21 protein-coding genes are annotated in these 24,445 nt (G+C 61.4%); 13 read left to right on the forward strand and 8 right to left on the reverse strand.

What is annotated here, in order from left to right; translation table 11 throughout:
• The 8 genes from ACE3OH_RS05125 to sucD all read left to right on the forward strand — a co-directional run.
• Positions 1–238 (forward strand): 4Fe-4S dicluster domain-containing protein (locus ACE3OH_RS05125; protein WP_374349224.1); only part of this gene is annotated, 238 nt, incomplete at its 5' end.
• A 77-nt stretch (positions 239–315) separates the two neighbouring features.
• A complete protein-coding gene (locus ACE3OH_RS05130) occupies positions 316–579 on the forward strand; it encodes a succinate dehydrogenase assembly factor 2 (protein WP_374349225.1) in 264 nt (87 codons plus the stop codon).
• 78 nt (positions 580–657) lie between these two features.
• Positions 658–1,941, forward strand: a complete 1,284-nt coding sequence (gltA, locus tag ACE3OH_RS05135) for a citrate synthase (protein WP_374349227.1) — start codon at positions 658–660, stop codon at positions 1,939–1,941.
• A 124-nt stretch (positions 1,942–2,065) separates the two neighbouring features.
• Complete coding sequence (locus tag ACE3OH_RS05140) at positions 2,066–4,888, forward strand: 2-oxoglutarate dehydrogenase E1 component (protein ID WP_374349228.1); 2,823 nt, start codon at positions 2,066–2,068, stop codon at positions 4,886–4,888.
• Between the two features lie 82 nt (positions 4,889–4,970).
• Complete coding sequence (gene odhB, locus ACE3OH_RS05145) at positions 4,971–6,167, forward strand: 2-oxoglutarate dehydrogenase complex dihydrolipoyllysine-residue succinyltransferase (protein ID WP_374349230.1); 1,197 nt, start codon at positions 4,971–4,973, stop codon at positions 6,165–6,167.
• Positions 6,168–6,263: 96 nt separating this feature from the next.
• Positions 6,264–7,700, forward strand: a complete 1,437-nt coding sequence (lpdA, locus tag ACE3OH_RS05150; RefSeq protein ID WP_374349232.1) for a dihydrolipoyl dehydrogenase — start codon at positions 6,264–6,266, stop codon at positions 7,698–7,700.
• A gap of 113 nt (positions 7,701–7,813) precedes the next feature.
• A complete protein-coding gene (sucC, locus tag ACE3OH_RS05155; protein ID WP_374349234.1) occupies positions 7,814–8,983 on the forward strand; it encodes an ADP-forming succinate--CoA ligase subunit beta in 1,170 nt (389 codons plus the stop codon).
• Positions 8,984–9,116: 133 nt separating this feature from the next.
• Complete coding sequence (gene sucD, locus ACE3OH_RS05160) at positions 9,117–10,004, forward strand: succinate--CoA ligase subunit alpha (protein WP_374349236.1); 888 nt, start codon at positions 9,117–9,119, stop codon at positions 10,002–10,004.
• Between the two features lie 86 nt (positions 10,005–10,090).
• On the opposite strand, the gene selD is transcribed toward sucD, so the two are convergent.
• A complete protein-coding gene (gene selD / locus ACE3OH_RS05165; RefSeq protein ID WP_374349238.1) occupies positions 10,091–11,128 on the reverse strand; it encodes a selenide, water dikinase SelD in 1,038 nt (345 codons plus the stop codon).
• A 10-nt stretch (positions 11,129–11,138) separates the two neighbouring features.
• Between selD and mnmH the strand changes: the two genes are divergently transcribed.
• Together mnmH and ACE3OH_RS05175 are read left to right on the forward strand one after the other, a co-directional pair.
• Positions 11,139–12,176: a tRNA 2-selenouridine(34) synthase MnmH gene (gene mnmH / locus ACE3OH_RS05170; protein WP_374349239.1), complete on the forward strand. Its 1,038-nt coding sequence runs from the start codon at positions 11,139–11,141 to the stop codon at positions 12,174–12,176.
• 437 nt (positions 12,177–12,613) lie between these two features.
• Positions 12,614–14,173 carry a M28 family metallopeptidase gene (locus ACE3OH_RS05175; protein WP_374349240.1) on the forward strand — a complete coding sequence of 520 codons (1,560 nt, stop codon included), beginning with the start codon at positions 12,614–12,616 and terminating at the stop codon, positions 14,171–14,173.
• 66 nt (positions 14,174–14,239) lie between these two features.
• Here the strand turns inward: ACE3OH_RS05175 and ACE3OH_RS05180 are convergent, their stop codons facing one another.
• Both ACE3OH_RS05180 and ACE3OH_RS05185 read right to left on the reverse strand, forming a co-directional pair.
• Positions 14,240–14,719 (reverse strand): SRPBCC family protein, encoded by a 480-nt coding sequence (locus ACE3OH_RS05180; RefSeq protein WP_374349242.1) that lies wholly within the window; start codon positions 14,717–14,719, stop codon positions 14,240–14,242.
• A gap of 132 nt (positions 14,720–14,851) precedes the next feature.
• Complete coding sequence (locus tag ACE3OH_RS05185) at positions 14,852–16,138, reverse strand: hypothetical protein (protein ID WP_374349243.1); 1,287 nt, start codon at positions 16,136–16,138, stop codon at positions 14,852–14,854.
• Between the two features lie 134 nt (positions 16,139–16,272).
• Between ACE3OH_RS05185 and ACE3OH_RS05190 the strand changes: the two genes are divergently transcribed.
• Positions 16,273–17,196 (forward strand): hypothetical protein, encoded by a 924-nt coding sequence (locus tag ACE3OH_RS05190; RefSeq protein WP_374349245.1) that lies wholly within the window; start codon positions 16,273–16,275, stop codon positions 17,194–17,196.
• Positions 17,197–17,357: 161 nt separating this feature from the next.
• Here ACE3OH_RS05190 and ACE3OH_RS05195 read toward each other — a convergent pair whose 3' ends face one another.
• The 4 genes from ACE3OH_RS05195 to rimI all read right to left on the reverse strand — a co-directional run bounded on the left by ACE3OH_RS05195 (position 17,358) and on the right by rimI (position 22,166).
• The gene (locus tag ACE3OH_RS05195; RefSeq protein WP_374349246.1) at positions 17,358–17,864 is read right to left on the reverse strand and encodes a TlpA family protein disulfide reductase; all 507 of its coding nucleotides are present in this window, start codon (positions 17,862–17,864) and stop codon (positions 17,358–17,360) included.
• Positions 17,864–19,939, reverse strand: coding sequence for a TonB-dependent receptor plug domain-containing protein (locus ACE3OH_RS05200; protein WP_374349247.1), 2,076 nt, complete (start codon positions 19,937–19,939; stop codon positions 17,864–17,866). The genes ACE3OH_RS05195 and ACE3OH_RS05200 overlap by 1 nt, the downstream gene beginning before the upstream one ends.
• 815 nt (positions 19,940–20,754) lie before the next feature.
• On the reverse strand, positions 20,755–21,693 hold the full coding sequence (locus tag ACE3OH_RS05205; protein WP_374349249.1) for a uracil-DNA glycosylase family protein: 939 nt from the start codon (positions 21,691–21,693) through the stop codon (positions 20,755–20,757).
• Positions 21,690–22,166 (reverse strand): ribosomal protein S18-alanine N-acetyltransferase, encoded by a 477-nt coding sequence (gene rimI / locus ACE3OH_RS05210; RefSeq protein ID WP_374349250.1) that lies wholly within the window; start codon positions 22,164–22,166, stop codon positions 21,690–21,692. Before rimI ends, ACE3OH_RS05205 begins: the two co-directional genes overlap by 4 nt.
• Positions 22,167–22,269: 103 nt before the next feature.
• On the opposite strand from rimI, the gene ACE3OH_RS05215 reads away from it, so the two are divergent.
• Positions 22,270–22,608, forward strand: a complete 339-nt coding sequence (locus ACE3OH_RS05215) for a hypothetical protein (protein WP_374349252.1) — start codon at positions 22,270–22,272, stop codon at positions 22,606–22,608.
• A 69-nt stretch (positions 22,609–22,677) separates the two neighbouring features.
• On the opposite strand, the gene tsaB is transcribed toward ACE3OH_RS05215, so the two are convergent.
• Positions 22,678–23,358 (reverse strand): tRNA (adenosine(37)-N6)-threonylcarbamoyltransferase complex dimerization subunit type 1 TsaB, encoded by a 681-nt coding sequence (tsaB, locus tag ACE3OH_RS05220; protein WP_374349254.1) that lies wholly within the window; start codon positions 23,356–23,358, stop codon positions 22,678–22,680.
• Between the two features lie 674 nt (positions 23,359–24,032).
• Here tsaB and ACE3OH_RS05225 point away from each other — a divergent pair.
• The coding region (locus tag ACE3OH_RS05225) for a 3,4-dihydroxy-2-butanone-4-phosphate synthase (protein ID WP_374349256.1) at positions 24,033–24,445 on the forward strand (413 nt) is incomplete at its 3' end.

Genomic DNA, 24,445 nt, shown 5'->3' on the forward strand with positions numbered 1-24,445 from the left:
GTCGTTCTGGTGGAACCCGGACAAGTTCGTCGGCCCGGCTGGCTTGTTGGCTGCTTACCGCTTTATCGCCGATACCCGCGATACCGCCACCAATGAGCGCCTCGACAATCTGGAAGACCCGTACCGCCTGTTCCGCTGCCACACCATCATGAACTGCGTGGACGTGTGCCCGAAGCATCTGAATCCGACCAAGGCAATCGGCAAGATCAAGGAACTGATGGTCAAGCGGATCGCCTGATTCATGCAGCGCTCGCCCGGCGGGCGAGCGCACTGCAAGCTGGCGGGCAGAAGATGCCGCCCAAGGATAAAACCAAGATGTATACCCAAGCGGAAATGAATCGCCTCCGCTGGCAATCCCGCCGCGGCTTGCTGGAGCTGGATCTGGTGCTCAAGCCGTTTCTTGAGCACGATTTCGAGCACTTGAGCCAGGCCGAGCTGGATGCCTATCAGGACTTGCTGCTGTTACCCGACAATGACTTGTTGGACCTGGTGGATGGCAAGACTGAGACAAGCGAGTCGCGGTTTGGCCCGATTCTGGCCAAGCTGCGGCGCTGGCAAAGCCCGCAGTTTCAACAATAATGCGTTAGTTCGAGAACCCCATTGGCTGCAACTTGGTACCGATGGTGATTCAACCGATATTCCAACTGGAGCATTTCCATGTCCAACGTCACGTTTACCTATAACGACGGTCAGAACAACATCGAACTGCCGGTGCTCAAGGGCACGCTCGGCCCTGATGTGGTCGATATCCGCGCCTTCGGCAAAACCGGCATGTTCACCCATGACCCGGGCTTTATGTCGACCTCCAGCTGCGAATCGAAGATCACCTTTATCGATGGTGATCTGGGTCAGCTCTACTATCGCGGCTACCCGATCGAACAACTGGCTGAACACAGTGACTACCTGGAAGTCTGCTATCTGCTGTTGAACGGCGAGTTGCCGACCAAGGAGCAGAAGGAACAGTTCGACTACACCGTCATGCGCCACAATATGCTGCATGACCAGATCCACAACTTCTTCCGTGGCTTCCGCCGCGACGCTCACCCGATGGCAGTGATGGTCGGCGTGGTCGGTGCCCTGTCGGCTTTCTACCACGACTCGCTCGATATCAATGATCCGCGTCACCGCGAAGTGGCGGCCTTCCGCCTGATCGCCAAGCTGCCGACCATTGCCGCGCAAGCCTATCGCTACAACCGTGGCCTGCCGCTGAGCTACCCGAAGGCTGGTCTCAGCTACTCCGAGAACTTCCTGCACATGATGTTCTCGACCCCGGTGGCCGAGTACAAGGTGAACCCGATCACCGCCAAGGCGCTGGATCGCATTTTCACCCTGCATGCTGATCACGAGCAGAACGCCTCCACCTCGACCGTGCGTCTGGCCGGCTCGTCGGGTGCCAATCCGTTTGCCTGTATCGCTTCCGGTATCGCCTGCCTGTGGGGCCCATCGCACGGCGGCGCCAATGAGGCGGTACTGAAGATGCTGGACGAAATCGGCGATGTATCCAAGGTTGCCGACTTCATGCAAGGCGTGAAGGACAAGCGCTACAAGCTGATGGGCTTTGGTCACCGCGTGTACAAGAATATGGACCCGCGCGCTGCCATCATGAAGCGTACCTGCGACGAAGTATTGAACGAATTGGGCCTGCACAACGATCCGAAATTCAAGCTCGCCATGGAGCTGGAAAAGATCGCCCTGAGCGACCCGTACTTCATCGAGCGCAAGCTGTACCCGAATGTCGACTTCTACTCCGGCATCGTGCTGTCGGCACTGGGCATCCCGGTTGCCATGTTCACGCCGATCTTTGCTCTGGCTCGTACCGTGGGCTGGATCTCGCACTGGAACGAAATGATTGCCGACCCCGGCATGAAGATCGGTCGTCCACGTCAGCTGTATACCGGCGCGGCTCGTCGCGACTACGTCGCCATCGATCAGCGCAAGTAAGCCCGCATGGCACGCCCGACCGGTTCGGGCGTGCCGTTTCGTTTTTCCTGTTTGTCGAAATCGTCTCGCCCAAGCGAAAGCTGTTCCCAGTAAACAGCCAAGAACCGTCATAGGCCACATCACCATGATGCAAGCATTCCAAGCCCAGTCCCATTTGTTCGGCGGTAACGCGCCCTTCATCGAGGACCTGTATGAGCAGTACCTCGCCGATCCACAGTCTGTGGCGCAACAGTGGCGGGACTATTTCGACAAACTGCAGCAACTGCCCGGCAATACCGACCGCGATATTCCGCGCGCCTCGATCGAAGAATCGTTTGTGCAGATGGCCAAGCAGCCTCGCGTTGGCGGCGTGTCTGCCGCTGCGCAAAGTGATGCCATCAAGAAACAGGTGGCGGTGCTCAAGCTGATCTCCGCTTACCGGGTACTGGGTGTGCGCTATGCCACGCTCGACCCGCTCAAGCGCCTGGATCAGGCGCCGCTGCCCGAGCTGGATCCGGCCACCCATGGTCTGGTTGACGCCGATATGGCGCTGACCTTCGACTGCGGCAATCTGGTCGGCCCCGAGCGCGATACCCTGGCCAATATCATTGCCCGCCTCAAGCAGACCTACTGCGGCAATATCGGCCTCGAGTACATGCACATCACCAACTCGCAGGAAAAGCACTGGGTGCAGCAACGCTTCGAAGCGGTGCGCTCCACCCCGGCGTTCAACCGCGACAAGAAGCTGCGCATCCTCAAGCAGATCACCGCTGCCGAAACGCTGGAGCGCTATCTGCATACCAAATACGTCGGCCAGAAGCGTTTCTCGCTCGAAGGTGGCGAGAGCATGATCGCCGCGCTCGATCATCTGGTTCAGGTGTCGGGCGAGCATGGCGTGCAGGAAATGGTGATCGGCATGGCCCACCGTGGCCGCCTCAATGTACTGGTCAACACCCTGGGCAAGCGCCCGGCCGATCTGTTCTCCGAATTCGAAGGCAAGTACAGCTACGACCTGCCTTCGGGCGACGTGAAGTACCACATGGGCTTCAGCTCGGATATTCCGACCCCGGGCGGCCCGGTGCATGTTTCGCTGGCGTTCAACCCTTCGCACCTGGAAATCGTCAACCCGGTGGTGGTCGGCTCGGCCCGCGCCCGCCAGCAACGCCGTGGCGACCGCAGTGGCGCCCAGGTGCTGCCGGTGCTGCTGCACGGCGACTCGGCCTTTATCGGCCTGGGTACCAACCAGGGTACCTTCAATCTGTCGCAGACCCGTGGCTATGGCGTCGGCGGCACGGTGCATATCGTCATCAATAACCAGATCGGCTTTACCACCAGCGATACCCGCGACGTGCGCTCCTCGCTGTATTGCACCGATATCGCCAAGATGGTGGAAGCGCCGGTATTCCATGTGAACGGCGACGACCCGGAAGCGGTGTGCTTTGTGGTACAGGCGGCGCTCGACTTCCGCCGCGAATTCCACCGCGATGTGGTGATCGATCTGGTGTGTTTCCGCAAGCTCGGCCACAACGAGGGCGACGACCCGATGTTGACCCAGCCGATGATGTACAAGCGCATTGCCAAGCACCCCGGCGCGCGCAAGATGTACGCCGATCGTCTGGTGACCGAAGGCCTGATGAGCGCCGACGAGGCCGATGGCCTGATCAAGGACTACCGCGCCGCGCTGGACAAGGGCGAGCATGTCGAGCAGACCACGCTGACCGATTTCAAGCGCAGCTTTGCCATCGATTTCAGCGCCTTCAAGGGCACTCACTGGGCGCATCCGACCGACACCACCTTGAGCGCTGCCGAAATCGGCCGCCTCACCACCAAGGCCAACAAGGTGCCGGATGGCTTCAAGTTGCACCCGACGGTAGAGAAGGTACTGGCCGCCCGCCGCGAGATGGGCGCCGGCAAGCAGAATATCGACTGGGGTACCGCCGAAATCCTCGCCTATGGCTCCTTGCTGGAGAAGGGCTATGGCGTGCGGATTTCCGGTGAGGATTCCGGCCGTGGCACCTTCAGCCACCGCCATGCAGTGCTGCACGATCAGAATCGCGAAAAGTGGGATTCCGGCGCCCATGTGCCGCTGCGCCATCTCAGCGACAACCAGGGCAACTTCCTGGTGATCGACTCCATCCTCAACGAAGAAGCGGTGCTGGCCTTTGAATATGGCTACAGCTCGTCGGCCCCGGATGAGCTGGTGATCTGGGAAGCGCAGTTCGGCGACTTCGCCAATGGCGCCCAGGTGGTGATCGACCAGTTCATCACCTCCGGCGAAACCAAGTGGGGTCGCTACTGTGGCCTGACCATGATCTTGCCGCATGGCTACGATGGCCAGGGCCCCGAGCACAGCTCGGCGCGCCTCGAGCGCTATCTGCAGATGTGTGCCGAGCACAATGTGCAGATCATCATGCCGTCGGAAGCGGCGCAGATGTTCCACGTATTGCGTCGCCAGCAGCTGCGCCCTTATCGCAAGCCGCTGATCATCTTCATGTCCAAGCGCCTGTTGCGCTACAAGGATTCGATGAGCCCCTTGGAAGCCTTCACCGATGGCGCTTTCCGCCCGGTGATTGCCGACCCCGAGCAGCCCGATGTGAAGAAGGTCAAGCGCGTGGTGGTGTGTGCCGGTCAGGTGTATTACGACCTGCACAATGCCCGCAAAGAGCGCGAGCAGAGCGATGTGGCCATTATCCGGGTCGAGCAGCTGTATCCCTTCCCGACTGATGAACTGAAGGCCGAGCTCGCCAAGTACGCTGCAGCCAAGGAAATCATGTGGGTGCAGGAAGAGCCAAAGAATCAGGGTGCCTGGCACCAGATTCGCCACCGGCTGGAAGCCTGTATGTCGGCCAAGCAGAGCTTGCTGTACGCTGGCCGTCCTTCGTCCGCATCGCCAGCGGTGGGCTATATGAGCAAGCACACTGCCCAGCTCAAGGCCTTTATCGACGAAGCCATCACCCTGAGCAAATAACCCTCGGGGGCAGCCGCAGCAATGCGGCTGCCCTTTGCCACGCCTAACCCGAACGTCGGCCGTCAAACCGGAGCCCAACAATATGCTGATCGAAGTCAAAGTCCCCCAACTGCCCGAATCCGTTTCCGAAGCCACCCTGGTGGCCTGGAAAAAGAAAGTCGGCGAATTCGTCGAACGCGACGAAAACCTGATCGACCTGGAAACCGACAAGGTGGTGCTGGAGCTGCCCGCACCGCAAGCCGGTGTGATTGTCGAGCTGATCGAAGTTGACGGTGCCACCGTGGTCAGCAATCAGCTGATCGCCAAGATCGATACCGCCGCCACCGCCGGTGCCGCTGCGCCTGCTCCGGCCGCCGCTGCTGCTGCACCGGTTGCCAGTGCGCCGGTCGCCGCCAAGGCCGAAGCTGCCGTGATGCCGGCCGCCAAGAAGGCCGCCGCGGACGCTGGCGTTGATACCAGCGCCATCGCCGGTTCCGGCCGTGATGGCCGCGTGTTGAAGGAAGATGTCCTGGCAGCAGCCGCCAAGCCGGCCGCCAGCAAGGCAGCGCCTGCACCAGCCGTGGTCGTCGCCGCGGGCGATCGCTCCGAGCAGCGCGTGCCGATGTCGCGCCTGCGTCAGCGCGTGGCCGAGCGCCTGGTGGAGTCGCAATCGACTGCCGCCATCCTCACCACCTTCAACGAAGTGAATATGAAGCCGGTGATGGACTTGCGTAACAAGTACAAGGACCGCTTCGAAAAGGAACACGGCATCAAGCTCGGTTTTATGGGCTTCTTCGTCAAGGCCGTGGTCCACGCCTTGAAGAAATTCCCCATCGTCAATGCCTCGGTTGACGGCAACGATATCGTTTACCACGGCTATTACGACATCGGCGTGGCCGTGGGCAGCCCACGCGGCCTGGTGGTGCCGGTGATCCGCAATGCCGACCAGCTGAGCCTGGCGCAGATCGAGAAGCAGATTGCCGACTTCGGCAAGCGCGCCCAGGAAGGCAAGCTGACCATTGAAGAACTGAGCGGCGGCACCTACACCATCTCCAATGGCGGTACCTTCGGCTCGATGATGTCCACCCCCATCATCAATCCGCCGCAATCGGCCATTCTCGGCATGCACGCCACGAAGGAGCGCGCCATGGTCGAAAACGGCCAGGTAGTGGTGCTGCCGATGATGTATCTGGCCCAGTCCTACGACCATCGCATCATCGACGGTCGCGAAGCGGTGCTGAGCCTGGTAGCGATCAAGGAAGCGATCGAAGATCCGGCGCGTTTGCTGCTCGATCTGTGAATAGTGAAAAGTGAAACGTGAAACGTGGCGGCGTAGCCGCGTTTCACGGCAGTTCACCTTTCACCTTTCACCTTTCACATTTCACGAGGTTTACACATGTCCCAACAATTCGACGTCGTCGTGATCGGCGGCGGCCCCGGTGGCTATGTAGCCGCTATCCGCGCAGCGCAGCTGGGTTTCAAGACTGCCTGTATCGATGCCACCAGCGACAAGAACGGCAAGCAGAGCCTCGGCGGCACCTGCCTGAACGTCGGCTGTATTCCATCCAAGGCGCTGCTGCAGTCGTCCGAGAACTACCACCATGCCGTGCACGGCTTTGCCGACCACGGTATCCAGGTTGGCGACGTCAAGTTCGACGTGGCGCAGATGCTCAAGCGCAAGGAAGACATCATCGCCAAGAATACCGGCGGCATTGCCTTCCTGTTCCGCAAGAACAAGGTGACGCCGTTCCACGGCACCGGCAGCTTCAAGGCCAAGAATGGCGACAAATATGTGCTGGAAGCCAAGCTGGCTGATGGCAAGGTGGAAGAAATCGAAGCCACCCATGTGATCGTCGCTACCGGCTCCAGCGTGCGGCAACTGCCTGGCGTCACCATCGACAACCAGCTGGTACTGGATAACGAAGGCGCGCTGGCGATTCCGGCCGTGCCGAAGCGCCTCGGCGTGATCGGTGCCGGCGTGATCGGCCTGGAAATGGGCTCGGTGTGGAAGCGCCTCGGTGCCGACGTCACCGTGCTGGAAGCGATGCCGACCTTCCTCGGCGCCGCCGATGAGCAAGTGGCGCGCGAAGCACTGAAGTTCCTGACCAAGGATACCGGCCTCGTCATCAACACCGGGGTGAAGATCGGTGAGATCAAGGTTGGCAAGGCAGACGTCACCGTCAGCTATGCCGATGCCGCCGGCGCCGAACAAACTGCCGTGTTCGACAAGCTGATCGTGTCGATCGGCCGCATTCCCAACACCACCGGCCTCAATGCCGAAGCAGTGGGCCTCAAGCTCACCGAGCGCGGCCAGGTGGAAGTGGACGACGACTGCCGCACCAGCCTGCCCAATGTCTGGGCTATTGGCGACGTGGTACGAGGCCCGATGCTGGCGCACAAGGCCTCGGAAGAAGGCGTGGCGGTGGCCGAGCGCATTGCCGGCCAGCATCCGCATGTCGACTTCAACAATGTGCCATGGGTGATCTACACCAGCCCGGAAATCGCCTGGGTGGGCAAGACCGAGCAGCAACTCAAGGCCGAAGGCGTTGAATACAAGAAGGGCCAGTTCCTGTTCTCGGCCAATGGTCGCGCATTGGCACTGGGCGAAGCCAAGGGCTTTGTGAAGATGCTGGCCGACAAGAAAACCGACCGCATTCTGGGCGTGCATATCGTCGGGCCGTATGCCTCCGAGCTGATCTCGGAAGCGGTGGTGGCGATGGAATTCTCCGCCAGCTCGGAAGACATCGCCCGCATCGTCCACGCGCATCCGTCGCTGTCGGAAGCACTGCATGAAGCGGCACTGGGCTGTGATGGCCGCACGCTGCATAGCTAAAAATCGGTGAAAGGTGAAAAGTGAAGGGTGAAAGGTGGCGCAATGCGCCGCATCACATTTCACGTTTCACGTTTCACGTTTCACTCACTGATTGACTTAGAGGAAACGCAACAATGAACCTCCACGAATACCAAGCCAAAGAACTGCTGGCCAAATACGGCCTGCCAGTGCAAAAGGGCGTTCTCGCCACTACGCCGGAAGAGACTGCCAATGCATTCCGCAACCTCGGCGGCAAGTTCGCCGTGGTCAAGGCCCAGGTGCATGCCGGTGGTCGCGGCAAGGCCGGTGGCGTCAAGGTAGTGAAGAGCGCTGACGAAGCCTCCGATGTTGCCAAGAACCTGCTCGGCAAGCGCCTGGTGACCTACCAGACCGACGCCAAGGGCCAGCCAGTGAACAGCCTGTTGGTGTGTGAAGACATGTACCCGGTGCAGCGCGAGCTGTATCTGGGCGCCGTGGTGGATCGCTCCACCCGCACCATCGTGTTCATGTCCTCGACCGAAGGCGGCGTCGAGATTGAAGAAGTGGCGCACAACACGCCCGAGAAGATCATCAAGACGGTGGTGGACCCGCTGGTCGGCCTGCAACCCTTCCAGGCACGCCAGGTCGGCTTTGCGCTGGGTCTGGATGATGCCCAGATCAAGCAATTCACCGGTCTGATGATGGGTGCTTACAAGGCCTTCGTCGAAAACGACTTTGCCCTGTTCGAAATCAACCCGCTGGCCATCCGTGGCAATGGTGATCTGTGCTGTGTGGATGCCAAGATCGGCATCGACAGCAATGCCGCTTTCCGCCTGCCGCAGCTGGTGGCCCAGCGCGACAAGTCGCAAGAGAACGAGCGCGAACTGAAGGCTTCTGAGTTCGACCTCAACTATGTGGCGCTGGAAGGCAATATCGGCTGCATGGTGAACGGCGCCGGTCTGGCCATGGCTACCATGGACATCATCAAGCTCAAGGGCGGCCAGCCAGCCAACTTCCTCGACGTGGGCGGTGGCGCCACCAAGGAGCGCGTGATCGAAGCGTTCAAGCTGATCCTGGCTGATGAATCGGTCAAGGGTGTGCTGATCAATATCTTCGGCGGTATCGTGCGTTGCGACATGATCGCCGAAGCCATTATCGCGGCGGTGAAGGAAGTGAATGTGACCGTGCCGGTGGTTGTTCGCCTTGAAGGCAACAATGCCGAACTGGGCGCCAAGATTCTCGACGAATCCGGCCTCAAGCTGACTTCGGCCCAAGGCCTGAATGACGCTGCGGAGAAGATTGTTGCTGCCGTAGGCAGCAAGTGAAACGTGAAATGTGAAATGTGAAATGTGAGCCGGCTGCGCAGTATCGCTGCGCGCCTTTCACGTTTCACCGCGCCGCAGGGCGGCGCATCACTTTTCACCCGATCACGTATCACGAAATTTAAAGGAACTCAGAATGAGCGTTCTCGTAAACAAAAACACGAAAGTCCTGGTACAGGGCTTTACCGGCAAGAACGGTACCTTCCACGCCGAGCAGGCGCTGAAGGTCGGCACCAAGGTGGTTGGTGGCGTTACCCCCGGCAAGGGCGGTTCGCAGCACCTGGGCCTGCCGGTGTTCAACACCATGCGCGATGCCGTGCGCGAAACCCAGGCCGATGCCTCGGTGATCTATGTGCCGGCCCCGTTCGCCAAGGATTCGGTGCTCGAAGCCATCGATGCCGGCGTGAAGCTGATCGTCTGCATTACCGAAGGTGTGCCCACCATCGACATGATGTATGTGAAGAAGGCCGTCGACGAAGCCGGCATCCGCCTGATCGGCCCGAACTGCCCCGGCGTGATCACCCCGGGCGAGTGCAAGATCGGCATCATGCCCTGGCACATCCACAACCCTGGCCGCATCGGCATCGTGTCGCGCTCCGGCACCCTGACCTATGAAGCCGTGGCGCAAACCACCGCACTGGGTCTGGGTCAGTCGACCTGTATCGGTATCGGTGGCGATCCGATCCCTGGCACCAGCCATATCGATTCGCTCAAGCTGTTCCAGGATGATCCGGACACCGACGCCATCATCATGATCGGTGAAATCGGTGGCTCGGCCGAAGAAGAAGCGGCCGAATTCGCCAAGTCCTATGTCACCAAGCCCATCGTCGGCTATATCGCCGGTGTCACCGCCCCCAAGGGCAAGCGGATGGGCCATGCTGGCGCCATCATCTCCGGCGGCAAGGGCACGGCAGAAGAGAAGTTCGCTGCGTTCGAGAAGGCCGGCATCGCCTACACTCGTAGCCCGGCCGAAATCGGCAAGACCATGTTCGAGCTGCTGAAAAGCAAGGGCATGATCAAGTAAGCGGATTCGCGCTGAAGCAGTAAAAAGCCACGCCACCTTCGGGTGGCGTGGCTTTTTTTGAGCCTTCGCTGGACGGGCAGCCTGGCTCAGCAGACCCGGATGCGCGGGGCGCCAGGGGCGAGCGTGCCGATGACGCTAGCCTCAGCAAAGCCGGCAGCATGAAATGCCGCCAGCACGGCAGGCGTCTGCTCGGCAGCCACCGATACCAGCAGCCCGCCCGAGGTCTGCGCATCGGCCAGGATGCGGCGCTGCCAGTCGGCGACCTCTGCGCCAAAAACGACGCTGCTGCCAAAGCTGGCCAGATTGCGCTCGATAGCGCCTGGCCCGATGCCCTGTTGCGCAAAACCGATGGCGCTGGCCAGCAGCGGCAATTGGCTGGCCTCAATGTCTGCTGCCAGCTGGCTGCCACGGCAGATTTCCAAAAGATGCCCCAGCAAGCCAAAGCCGGTGACATCGGTCATCGCATGTACGCCATCCATGCCGGCCAGGCTGGCGCCTATCTGGTTCAACTGGGTGGTGGTGGCGAGCAACTCGGCATAGCCTGCCGGGTCCAGCAGGCCTTTCTTCATCGCGGTGCCAAGGATGCCGATGCCAAGTGGCTTGCCGAGGATCAGCCGATCGCCAGCCTGGGCATCGGCATTGCGTTTGATCCGCTTGGGGTGGACCAGACCCATTACCGCCAGGCCGTAGATCGGTTCCGGCGCGTCGATCGAATGGCCGCCCGCGATAGGGAAGCCGGCAGCCTGCGCTACCGCAGCACCGCCTGCGAGGATTTGCTGGATGGCCTCGACGGGCAGGCTGTTTACCGGCATGCCGACGATAGCCAGGGCCATGATCGGGCTGCCACCCATGGCATAGATATCGGACACCGCATTGGTCGCGGAAATCCGGCCAAAGTCGTAGGGGTCGTCGACGATGGGCATGAAAAAGTCGGTGGTGGCCACAAGCGCCTGCTGCTCATTGAGCAGGTAGACCGCCGCATCGTCAGCGGTTTCGGTACCGACCAGCAATTGCGGAAATGCTTGCCCGGCGGGCAGTTTGGCCAGCATCTCGGCCAGCAGCGCCGGGGCGATTTTGCAGCCGCAGCCGCCACCGTGGGACAATTGGGTCAAACGAATGCTCATGGTGCAACCCTTGAAAAATCAGCTGGCGACCTTAGCAGAGCGATCTGCGTTTGACGAGATCATCGATGTGCGTACCCCGGCCGAGTTTGCCATCGACCATCTGCCGCAAGCCATCAATGCGCCGGTTCTGAGCAATGAGGAGCGGGTGATCGTCGGTACCTTGTACAAAACCGATGCCTTTGCCGCCACCCGTCTGGGTGCCGCCTTGGCCGCGCGCAATATTGCGGCCCATCTGGAGGGCGTGTTTGCCCATCGTCCGCGCGACTGGAAGCCCTTGATCTATTGCTGGCGTGGCGGCAAGCGATCCGGCTCGATGACGGCAATGTTCAATCTGATCGGCTGGCGTGCCCGCCAGCTGGCGGGCGGCTACAAGGCCTATCGCCGTTGGGTCGCCGAGCAGCTGCTGCAGGCGCCGCTACGCTACCAGTATCGGGTGCTATGCGGCCTGACCGGTTGTGGCAAGACTCGCCTGCTGCGGACTCTGGCGGCAGAAGGGGCGCAGGTGCTCGATCTGGAAGGACTTGCCCGCCATCGCGGATCCCTGCTGGGTGGCTTGCCCGGCGAAGACCAGCCATCGCAAAAGTGCTTCGACAGCATGCTGGTGGCCGATCTGGCAGTTTTTGACCCGGCCCGACCGGTCTATGTGGAGGCCGAAAGCAAGAAGATCGGCCAGCTATGGTTGCCGGATGCACTGCTGGCAGCCATCCGGCTTGCGCCGGCCATTCATATCGAGGCCAGCCAAGCCGACCGTATCAGCTATTTGGCCAGGGAATATGCTGCATTATTTGACCAGGCTGCAGCGTTCAAGCTGCAACTGAGCAAGCTGACCGGGTTGCATGGCAAGCAGACCATTGCCCGTTGGCACGACTGGATAGATCAGCGCGCCATCGCGCAGTTGGCTGGGGAATTGATCGATCGGCACTATGACCCGCTGTATCGCCGCAGTAGCCCGGATCAAAGCTTGCGCGCTGCACGGCAGCAAAGGCTGCAGATTGATCCGGGCGGCGATATCCACGCCGCTGCCCGCGCGGTATTGGCTTGCAACTAGGCTCTGTTGACGTTTTGCCGGCGGATCGCGTTTTCGACCGGCATTACCGGCCCCGGGGAGCCCGGTACTTCGCCTGATTATTGATCCTCCACCGCTCCCACCGCTGCGCGGGAGCCGCGCTGTCGGCGTGTCGGATCATTCATTCAGCACTCCCCCTGATGGCCGACTGTTTGCTGGCAAGACAGATTTGCAACAACTTTCATCCATATAAGGGTTAACCCGTATTTTTTCTGTGATTTCCCGAGAAGCCCAGCTAGGCATAAAGCGGTGGGGGCGGCCATTACCAGATGCCGACCTTGCACCGTTTATCCGGGTAGCGGGCGCGTCGGCCAATCAGGCCTTCGCACGTCGCCGCCCGGGTTCGATGCGGCGTAAGAGCGCCGCTTGTCCAATGTCGCATGGCCGGGGCCTGGCCTTGGCTTTGAGGGGATTCGCTCATGTTGAAGCAATACACCTTGCTGTCGCTGATTCTTGCCGGACTGTGCCTCGCGGCACCCGCACATGCTGCACCCAAGAAAGTCTGGATTACCTTGGGTGACGCGGCGTTTACACAGCTCAAGACCCTGGCGCCCGCGCTGCAGCCGGCCAAAAGCCAGCTGATGTCGGCCAGTGTTGCTGGCGTCCATCCCGAACAATCGCAAGTGGCAGAACGCGCCCATGCAGTCGAGGTGGATGAAGCCCTGCTGGCGAATCTCAGTGGCGCCGTGCATGAGTCGCTGCATCGCTGTGGCGGCTTTATTGCCCATGCCAGCCGCGCAGAAGCGCTGGCAGCACTGGATGGACCGGCGCCTGGCGCGAAGGTGGCGGCTCCCAGCTATACCATCAGCCAGCAAGCGGTGGTCACGCCCTTGCTGGCGCAGATGCAGGACAGCAATATCGCCAGCACCATCGTCGACATGTCGGCGTTCACCAATCGCTACTACACCACCAATAACGGCGTGAATGCTGCTAATTGGCTGATGAATCGCTGGAAGCAGCTGGCTGGCAGCCGTAGCGATATCAAGGTCGAACAATTCACCCATGCGGCGTTTCCGCAGAAGTCGGTGATCATGACCTTTGCCGGCACTGACAACGCGGGCGAAGTGGTGGTGCTGGGCGGCCATCTGGATTCGATCAACGGGGCGGGCACCAGCGAGACCACCCGCGCGCCGGGCGCCGATGACGATGCTTCCGGTATCGCCAGCCTGACCGAGGCGGCCCGCGCCATGATCGCCAGCGGCTACAAGCCGCGCCGCACCATCAAGTTCATCGGCTATGCCGCCGAAGAGGTCGGCTTGCGCGGCTCGCAAGACATTGCCAAGAAGTTCAAGGCCGACCAGGTCAATGTGGTTGGCGTCATGCAGCTGGATATGACCAACTACAAGGGCTCGGACAAGGATATCTATATCTACACCGACTACACCAATAGCGCGCAGAACAGCTTTGTCGCCAACCTGATCAGCACCTACCTGCCGACACTGCAGATCGGTTATGACCGCTGTGGCTATGGCTGCTCGGACCATGCGTCGTGGTACAACCAGGGTTATGCAACATCGATGCCGTTTGAAGCCGCCTTCAACGACGACGACCCGTATATCCACACCGCCAACGATACCTTCGCCAATACCGGCAACCAGGCGCTGCACGCCCTCAAGTTCGGCCGCCTGGCCGCAGCATTTGCGGTGGAGCTGGGAAGCGGCGGCACGGTGCAGCCGCCCAACGACAAAGTGGAGACCTTTACCGCCAATATCGCCAAGGGCGAGAAGCGTAACTATGGGCCGTTCAAGGTGGCTGCCGGTGGGCGCCTGCTGGCGGAGTTGAGCGGCAGCGGCGATGGTGATCTGTATGGCAAGACCGGCGCGGCGCCCACCACCAGCAGCTATGACTGCCGCCCGTATAAAACCGGCTCGGCCGAAAGCTGCACCATCAATGTCACAGCCAATAGCGATGTCTACCTGATGGTGAATGGCTATGCGGCTGCCAGCTATACCCTGAAGGTGACTTACCGCGCCCAGTAGCGCCATGCACGGTAGTCGATGTCGGCTTATGGCTGCAGCCCCTGCGCTGCGGCCATAGGCCGGTGCTTACAGCTCGCCGGTTTCCACCAGTTCGCGAATCCAGCGGATCGCATCGACATCGGTGTCGGTGTAGGCCGATTTCACATAGTCGGCGAAATAGGCATCGTCGCTGCCGCTGTCTACCTTGGCCTGGTCCGACAAGCTTGTCTGATAGGTAAAGCGCACGAACAGGGCGCCGGGGGAGGGCTCTTCGATGCTCATGGTGAAACTGCCACCCTGGTGCTGCTCGCTCGGGGCGGTGGCAAAGTGCACCTGCTGCTCGGCCACCAGGGTGATATGGTCATTGACCTGCAAGGGGCCCAGCTGCATTTCGCGCTTCAGCCAGCCTTCGCCGCGCTCGGTAATGCGCACGGCTTCCACCCCGACCAGGAATTCCTGCGGCTGCTCCACCCGCCGCAACAGGCCTTGCCATAGCTGCGAGCGGCTGATCGGCGTCAGCATTTCATTGTCCGGGTCGTTGATCTGGATCAGGTGCTCGAAGTGCATAGGGTATTCCTTTCAATAAGCCGGCCATTATATAGCGTGACGCCGACCGCGCTTGCCAGGGTTTTGCCCTGGCCGGCGCGGCATGGGGTGCGTGGGCCATGGCACGGCGGCTTGCGGCGCTGGGCTATGCCCCTATCGGCGCGGTTTGGCGGCAAGGTCGGCCGCTGCCGCTTCCAGCATGGCGCGGATCTGGCCGGTAATGGCTTTCAGGGTTGCCGGGTCGAATTCGCCCATCGCCGGGGTATGGATATGGCCGATCGGCAGGCTGCCAAGGCCCAGCTGCTCGCGCAGTCGCAGTGTGCGGTAGGAGATTTCATTGCTGAAGTAGCCGCCGCCACTGCCCTCTACCGCCGTCTTGCCCTGTAGCGCCGCCAGGCCGCCTGCGGCGAGTCGCTGCTCGGTCAGGGTGCGCACCCAGCGGTTGTCATGCACCGCATACGGTGTCTGCACGGTCAGCATTGCCTTGGCTGGCAGCGAAAACTCGATGAACTCGGCGCCGGACAGCTCCTGCGTCCCCAGATTGGGCAGGATGGGTGCGACCAGGCTGCCGCCGCTGTAGACATTGTCATTGTCGGGCGCACTCGATGAGCGGCGCCGGCCGGGAAAGCGCTCCAGGTCGAAATCACGCCGCCCCATGCTGACGGTGACCAGCATATCGATCTGCGGCCTCGCCCTGCCGGCTGGCAATGCCGGCGCGGTGCTGCGGCCGGCATCCAGCCTGTCTTGCCTTGCTATGGGGTGGCCGCTGAGCCAGGGCAGGGTCAGGCGTTCGATCATGCCGGCATCGAAATCAGCCTGGCGCACCGGAATCATGGCGGTTTCGATATGCACACGGCGCGGCTGGCCGCCGGCTTGCACGGTGAATTCGGCGCCATCGAGCAACAGGGCGTTCACACCGGAAGGATTACTCTGGGAGATGCGCCTATCCAGCAAAAACGGATCGAAACCAGTCAGCAGAATGCGCAGGGCAGGCAGGCTGCGGCCAGTTCGGGCGGGTGCAGGCCGCTGCGCATCGTCCGGAAAGGCAATATCGTCCATGCCACGGCTAGCCCACTCCAGCGCGGCGATGGCGGCTTGCCGGTCGGCCGCGAAAATCGGGAAGGCCGGCGACTGCTCGCGCAGAGTGCGGCTCAGGCCCAGCCGCGCCCAGTACAGCGGCCTATCGTCAAAGTCGGCTTGGCTATGGATGCGTTGGCGCGCCTGTTGCCAAAGCTGGCGTCCGTAGCGCTGCGCCAGTGCGGTGGCGGCACGGCTGTCTTCGGTCTTGGCCCAGTCTTGCGCGAAGCTGCTCTGCAGTTCGGCAAAGGCGCTGCCGATGCCGGGCAGCGCCGCTTGGGCTTGCGGCCGGCGGGCTTCTTCGACCGTGCCGGCAAGGGCACTCAGGGTAAGCAACAGACAGAGCAGCGGGCGCATAAGCATGGCAATCGGCAAGGTGGTCGCGCATTGTCCACATCCCGGCACGGGCGGGCAACCGGCTCGCTTGCAAAAGCGGGCTGGGCTGGGTAATGCTGCGCGCCACAGTAAGACAGCCAACAAAAAAACGGAGAAATATCGTGGCAAACCATGCATACCGACCACTGGCCCAGGTGCGCGCCGTCGGCGGGCCCTATGTTGATCAGGTGGTGGCGGATTTCCGGGCGCTGCCGGCGTCACTGGCCAGCGAGCCGCGCTATGGCGAGGCGCGCGCCTTGGCCGATGCCAGTGATACGCTGGATTGGCAGCAGCTGTTCACCCTGGAATTGTGGGTATTGCAGCTGATGCCGCGGCCGTTGCTGGAAGCGCGGGCGGCGCTTTTGGAGCAGCTGTTCAGCCACCCGGCCATGCCCCGGCCCAAGGCGGCCGAGCCGGACTACGAGGAGCGCTTGCGCAGCTGGGCGCTGAGCATGCAGTCAGAGCGGCAGTGGGCGTTTCGCAAGAATCTGCTGCGCGAACAGGAAGGCTGGCGCCTGCGCCGTCGCCTCAACGAAACCCTGCTGGCAGTCAGCGCACTGGCCGCCTTGCTGGCCTGGGTGGGCTGGCTGCTGGGCTGGCCAATGCTGATGGCACTGATGGCAGTGATCTGGCTGGGGGTAAGCGGCGCCTATGCCAGTGTGGCGCGGCGCATCCAGTCGGCCAGCGCCGGCCGGCCCGGCGAGAATCAGGGCGGTAGCGCGCTTGGCGATATCTGCGCGCTCGATATCGGCCAGGACAGCGTGGTGCAGGGCATGCTGCTGGGCGGGCTGTTCGCCTTGATCGGCAGCCTGTTGCTGGCGAGCGGCATGATGCAGCAGCTATTCAGCGAACCGGTCAATGCCACGCTGTTTCCGCAGCTGGCCAGCCTGCCGGCGGGGCCGGACTGGCTGTGGCGGATCAAGCCGACCGAGCTGGCCAAGCTGGCGCTGTGGAGCTTTCTGTTCGGCTTTGCCGAGCGCCTGGTGCCCGATGTGCTGGACAAGCTGACCGGCCGCCTGAAAGCGGCCGCGGCAGCCAGGAAATAGCTGGAGCAGGCGTGGTGTAGACACACGCCTGCCGAGCACCGTGCGCGCCGCATCGATACGGGCGTAGGTGCCTTGCGGGGATTGGCTCATGCCGGTCGGCGCTGCACCGTGCGGGCGCATTTGACGCCCGTTTGCAGCGCAGGGCCGGCGTATCGAGGGGGTTATGGATGAATAGCGCACGCTGACGCAGCGGCATCGAACCAAGCCCGACTTATCTCGCCGACTTGGCTTTGGCAGATTCGGTGCTGGGCGTCGAGAACGACCGTAAAGGGCAGCACGCCGGCCTTGTTGCCAAAGCGCCGCAACAGGGCTGCCGGTTGAGCCGGCGCGATCAGCTGCGGATAGCTGGGTGGGTGCGCGGCCAGAAAACGCAAGGCGTTCGCCCGCTCATCCACGGCCACGCCGAGAAACTGCGTGCTGCCATATTGCTGGGCCAGCGTTGCCAGGAGAGGCATTTCCTTGAGGCAGGGAGGGCATTCGCTGGCCCAGAAGTTGATCAGCACCGGTCGCCCGTGGAAATCGGCGAGGCGTACGAATGCCGCACCATCGAGAGTTGGCAGTTCCATTGAGCTTGCCGGTGCGGACGCATCTGCACCGGCAAGGTGGCTGGACAAGACAAGGCAGAGTACGAAGCTCTGCCATGTATGGCCTAATCTTGATCGGGTCATCAGAAAGTCAGCTTTGCGCCCACCATCCAGGTGCGCCCGATGTTGGGGCCCCAGATATGGGTGACGTCGAGTTTGCCTTCCGCGTCCTGCCACAGAAAGCTGTCGTGCTTTGCTTGGCGATAATTGAACACATTATTGACGCTCGCATAGGTCTCGATTGACTTGTTCCATCGGTAAGCGGCCCTCAGATCGACCGCCCAGAAACCAGGGCTCCGCTCGGGTTTGGCTGTACCGTCCAGGTTGTAGCGCGGGCTGCGGGCGTAATCGTAGAACTTGGCGAGATGCTGCGGGCCGGTATAGGTGGCGCGTAGGTTCAAATCCCAGGGCCCGGCGTTGTGGTCCAGCATCGCATTCAGGCGATAGTCTGGTCGAGAAAACAGCGTGCCCTGCATGGCGTTTGCGTCGAACCGGTACCAATAGCGCTCGAGGCCAAACGTGATGGCATCGCTTGGCGTTACCTGCCAGGTGCCGACCACGTCGGCGTTGTTCACGATGTAGGTGCCAGATGCTGGCTGCAAGAGGAAGTTGCCCGAGCCGGCTGCATCGTCGACGAACTGTGCGAGATTCCTGATGCGCGTATGGTTTAGCGAAGCGGTGACGGCAAAACGGTCGTCGGCATAGTTCACGGCATAAGAGATATTGTCCGATTTCTCTGCCTTGGCTTTGGTGCGATCGATGGCCGATGCTGTCAGCACATCATGCTCAAGCTCGAAGAATGAGGTCGGGAAACGGTAGCCCTGCCCGACGGCGAATCGGCTGGACAGTATGTCCGAGTGATGCCACAGCAGATTCAACCGAGGTGTGGCGATGCCGTTGTAAACATTGTTGTGGTCGTAGCGCAGACTGGCATTGGCTTCGAGCTGCTGGTTGAAGAATGTCTGGTAGGCCTGCACGAATACACCCGGCGTGCGGTAGCGGTAGGCGTCGGCATTCAAGCGCTCGACCCCATACGTTGGTGAACTCGGGTTTTGGCTGACCGAGCGACTGTTCAGATCCTCATATCGGTAGTTCAACCCGGCCGTGACAAGCGCGCTGCCAACCGGCATTCGGGCGCTGCTCTCCAGGTAGTACTGTTTTTGGCGGCCAAAGTAATTGGCGTCACCGCCATACCAGGAGTCTTGCTTGTGCTCCGCATAGCCCGCAGCGACATGCCATTCGACATCGCCGAACTGACGCTTGGCGGTGCCCGCAAACTGGTTGCGCTTGGTAAAGATGATCTGCGCAAGACCGAAGCGCCCCTCGCCATAGGGCGTTACCAGCGTGCCATCTGAAGGATTGACCCAGCTGTTCGCATCGGGTGACCCGTGCGGCCCCTTGCTGAAATCGAAGGGATTGCCGCTGGTGCTGGCTCGCACCGCATCGTAGTCCTTACCCAGGGGGCCGCCCATGCGCTTTTCGTCGAGATGGTCAAAACGTGCTTTGACCTTGAAGCCGCCCAAGTCGTCCAGGAACAGGCCTACCCCCGCCAATTTGCGGTCGTAGCCGGAGTATTGCGATATCCGCGATCCGACTTCATCGACGCTGTCATGTTTTTGAAGGGTGCCGGTGAAGGTTAGCGCGCCGCCTTCGAATGTTTGCGCGGCATAGGCTGCACCTCGACGGAAACCGACATTGCCGCCGCTGAGATCGACTTCCCCGCCGCCGCGAGACGGACGCTTGGTGACCAGGTTGACGGTGCCTGACAGGGACTCCGGGGCGATCAGGCTGGTGCCGGCGCCACGCGAGATGTCTACCCGCTCCAAACCGTTCAGCGACACCATGTCCAGACCATAGGCGTTGGAAACCGATGAGAAAACAGGCACGCCATCTAGCATCAGCGTCGTGAAGCGTCCTGGCAGATTATTCAGGGTGATATTGCGCACATTGCATACCGAGCATTCAAGCTGAACGTCGATACCCGGGCGATGTGACATCAGTTCGGTCAGGTTGGTCGCACCGGACTGTTCGATCTCCTTGGCGTTGATGGACTCGGTTTTGACGATGTCGTCGCGCAGTGCGCCTTGCCGGGTCGAATTTGGTCGGCCGGTGACGACGATCTGCTCCGGAATGCTTCCGCTGCTGCTTGCGGTTTGCATGTCTGGGCTTGTGGGCTCAGCGGCGTTGGCGATTAATGGGAACGCAAGTGCCACAGCGCGGCTAACGATGCTTCGTGATGGGTACATGGGCTTGCTTTCGAGCAATTGGATGAAGGTGGGCCAAATTTTGGAATGTTATAATGTAACGTGAGATGTTATATCATAACGAAAATTGTGATTAAGTGAATTTGCGTTCTGCTTAACGCACCATGCAAAAACGGTGAACCATGACAGCGCTGCGCAGCCCTGTTACCGGCCTGCCCGTGGCCGATCTGGCCGGCTGCTTCAGTGCCGGCAAGGCAATGCTGTTGAATCACGACCGGGGCCGAATTGCCGCTTTTGCAAGCGGGTGACCTTGGCCGAGGATGGCGTGACTGAGTTCAAGATCAATGCTTGACCGGTACGAGAGGGCGATGCACATATCGATGTGCAGTCGGGCAGGCATTCGAGAGGGGTAGTGGCGGTCGCGGCGTGAGGACATGCGGGCAGCAACGCGGCGGCTCGCAGCGCGACGGTGCTTGGATTACTTGCTGATCGATTCGATTGGCTCGCCTATGCCGCCGACTCTGGCGGCAAGCTGTCCGCTTCCGGAAAGCGCCAGGTGCCGGCTGTCGAGCGCCGCGCGGCCCGAACCGATGGTAAAGGTGGTCGATTCACAAAGGTGCTACACGAAGACGGCAGTGAAAACCGGCTGGCCAAGCGAGACGGTCAGGGCCAGCCCACGTCACAGGCGCGCAACGGGCCCGATCAGTTTCGCGACTGAAGTGTTGATCAGCGAACCGCTGGATAAGGTTGGCAGGCCAGCTAGAAGCTGGTCATACAGGCGGCGCGTCGCCTTGCTCAGATTGCGGCAAGGGAGCGCTGGCAGGGACGCCACCGGCCTGCTGGCTTGCAGTGGCTTGTTGTGCCAGCAGCAGATCCTGCCAGGACTTGGCCTTTTCCGGCAGATTGCGCAGCAGATAGGCCGGGTGATAGCTGACCACCACCGGCGTGCCGCGATAGTCGTGCAGCTGGCCACGCAGTCCGGAGATATTGGCGCTCTGGCCCAGCAAGGTCTGTGCGGCGAAGCGGCCCAGCGCCAGTACCACCTTGGGGCGCACCAGCTCCAGCTGGCGGTGCAGGAAGGGCGCGCACTGCGCCATTTCTTCCGGGGTGGGATTGCGGTTTTGTGGGGGGCGGCACTTCACCGTATTGAGAATGTAGACATTGCTTTGCCGCGTGCGCCCCACGCTGGCCAGCATGGCATCGAGCAATTGCCCGGACTGGCCGACAAAGGGCTCGCCCTGGCGATCTTCGTCGGCTCCCGGCGCTTCACCGACTACCAGCCAATCCGCCTCGCGCGGGCCGGTGCCAAATACCGGCTTGTTACGCTGCTTGCAAAGCTCGCAGGCAGTACAGCTGGCCGCCGCAGCCTGCAGCTGATCCCAGTCCATGCGTGCAATGGCAGCAAGGCGCTCGGCTGCCTGTGCGGTTTGCTGCGCTGCGGCCACTGCATCAATGGGTTCGGGCGCCGTATTGACCTGGGCCGCAGCTCTTTGTCTTGCCGCTGGCGCAAGCGGCCTGGCAGGCTCGGCCGGTTTAAGCGGGGCATGCGCTTGCGCATCGCGCTGCGGCTTGGTCGGTGCCGTTTCTGCCGCTGCCCGTGCAGGCTGGTGGCGGACGACCTCCTGCGGGCTGTCGAGCAGTTCCGGCCGCACCCATAGCGGCATCAGGCCCAGTTCTTCCAGGATCAGCGTGTGCTCGGCGCGATTCATCGTCCACCCTCATCCAGCGTCAGGGCCATCAGGATGGCATCTTCGCGGCCTTCGTGGGCACGGTAATAGCCGCGCCGCTGGCCGGTTTCGACAAAGCCGAGGCGGCGGTACAGCGAGCGCGCTGCCGCATTACCCTTGCGCACTTCCAGTATCAACACCGCACCACCTTGCTCGCCGGCCACTTCGATGATCTTGTCGATCAAGGCGCGGGCCAGTCCTTGCCTTTGCCAATTGCGGTGAACCCCGATGGTCAGCAATGAAACCTCGTCGATCACCTGTGATGTCAAGGCAAAGGCGGCAATGCCATCGGCCTGCTCGATCACCCAGCCCTGGTGGCCCTGTTGCAAAGAGTCGGAAAATTGCAACAGTGTCCAGGGGAAGTCCTGTAACGATGCTTCAATGGCGGCAACAGCCGGTAGATCCGCACCAGTCAACGGTCTGAGCTGCACAGCTGCAGTAAATTTGGAAGTCATGTGTAAATTTTCACGTCTCTACAGTGGGCTTATACCGGAGCAAACTGCGGTTTCGCGTGCATAATGCGCCGTCCTTGCATAATTCTCACCGGAAACTCTCATTATGGTTGCTCGCACCCCTGGCCTCGCTGTGGTGATCAATCTCGATTATCTGAATATCTCCAGCGAAATCTGTCAGCTGCTGTGGAATGAAGTCGAGCGCGCGATGATACAGGCAGGCTTTGCACTTGATGGCCGGGTTTTTGTCGCGCGCGATCAAATGGCTGCCGAAACCGCCCGCCTGGTGATGAAGTCGCTGGAGCCGGTATTCGATGCCTATGGCGTGTCGCAATTCGATGCGGTGCGCGAATTCTATTCCTACGACCTGTCTACCCGCGTCGACCTGAATATGGCGGGTGCGGCCGAGCAGCTCGAAGTGGAAATCACTGAATACAGTCATTGAGCGCCGGAGGTGCGTTGCGCGGCCTTCTTGCCATGCACCTCATCATCCGCTTGCCTTAGCCTCTGCTCCCTAAGCCTTCACCCGCTCGCTGGTCTTGAGCGCTACCTTGTCGCGGATATACAGCAACTCCAGCCGGTCGGCCGGCAATGTTTCGCCACGGGCGAATTGTGGCTCGGCCAGCGCCAGTACGCCGCGTGCGTGGGGAAAGCGACTGCCGTCACAGGCGCCGAGCTGGCTGCCATAGCGCTGCGCCAGGGCATCGCCCGCCACGGCAAAACCCGAGCCGACACCATGCCAGCCGGCGCCGGGCAGCTCGGGCAAGGCTGCCGGCCCTACTACCGTGGTGGCCACCACTTCCTGCCAGCCGCTCGTCTGCCGCTCGAACCCTGCCAGATACAACTCGTTCATGCGAGCATCGAGCACCGCAAGCACCCGCTCGGCCTCGCAGTCGGCTGCCAGTGCCGCCAGCGTGTTGACCGCCACCGTGGGAATGCCCAATCCATACGCCAGGCCCTGCGCGATGCCGCAACCGATGCGCAGGCCGGTAAATGACCCCGGCCCGACCGACAGGGCGATGCCATCGAGCTCGCTGAGCGTGGCGCCGGCATCGGCCATCAATTTTTGCAATTCCGGCAGGGTCATTTCCGCATGCTTTTGCTGGGCATGCCATTCCCGCGTCAACAATTCACCCCGGTAGCGCAGGGCGAGAGACAGGTATTCGGTGGAAGTGTCGAGCGCAAGCAGATTCATGACAGACAGCCGTTGAGAGTGGCGGCGATTTTAGCATGCAGGCTGCATCGGCTTGCTGTCGTGGCTTGGTGCACTGACTTAGTGCCCGGATTATGCGCAAACCCACCAGCTGTCCGGGTTATACCCTGAACCACAGAGGACACAGAGTGCGCAAAGGGGGCACAGGGGGCGCAGATAAATTCAACTATGTACCAGCCAGGTGTGGCGGGCACCCGCAGTGAATCCGCGCGCAATCGCGCACTGGCCGTATGCACCAGGCTTGCTGCTTGGCCCCGCGCCTGGCGAACAGGGCCGTAAGGCGCAATGCGTTCGTGGCGCCGGCGTCGCCACTGCGCTAGCGCTGCGCGGTCGGCCTATCGATCCTGTTTGCTGTTGTGCGCATATCTGGAACGGGGCGGGCAAATGTGCTGGCAGAGAGCATGGCAAGGCGACACCGGCGGACTGCTTTTGACCTGGCCCGCTTTGCTCTGTGCCACCTCTGTGCTTTCTGTGCGCTTCGTGGTTCAAGGTGTTGGGCTTTAGTTTGCTGTGGTTCAAGGTATGGGGTTCTGCACTCCCCTTGCATGAGGCTTGGCAGATTCAGCTTAAGCAGCGGCTGGTTAACGGTTAAAATGCAGCCTTCAGGGCCGGTGATTGCATTGCCGGCCTCAATTGTTTTCAGCGAGCCCACTGCCATGTCACCCTCCATGTCCTCGATTCCCGAACTGATCGCCGAGCTGGCGGCTGGCCGCATGATCATCCTGATGGATGACGAAGACCGCGAGAATGAGGGCGATCTGGTGATGGCGGCCGAGCATGTCACGCCGGAAGCGATCAACTTCATGGCTAAATTCGGCCGTGGCCTGATCTGCCTGACCCTGACCGAGGCGCGCTGCCGGCAGCTGAATCTGCCCTTGATGGTCAGCAAGAATGGCGCCTCGCATGGCACCAATTTCACCCTGAGCATCGAGGCGGCCGAAGGGGTGAGTACCGGTATTTCGGCGGCAGATCGCGCCCGCACCGTGCAGGCGGCGGTGGCGCGCGATGCGCGGCCCAGCGATATTGTGCAGCCCGGCCATATCTTCCCCCTGATGGCGCGCGAAGGCGG

The sequence above is a fragment of the Chitinimonas sp. genome (assembly GCF_041904975.1).
Taxonomy (GTDB): domain Bacteria; phylum Pseudomonadota; class Gammaproteobacteria; order Burkholderiales; family Chitinimonadaceae; genus Chitinimonas.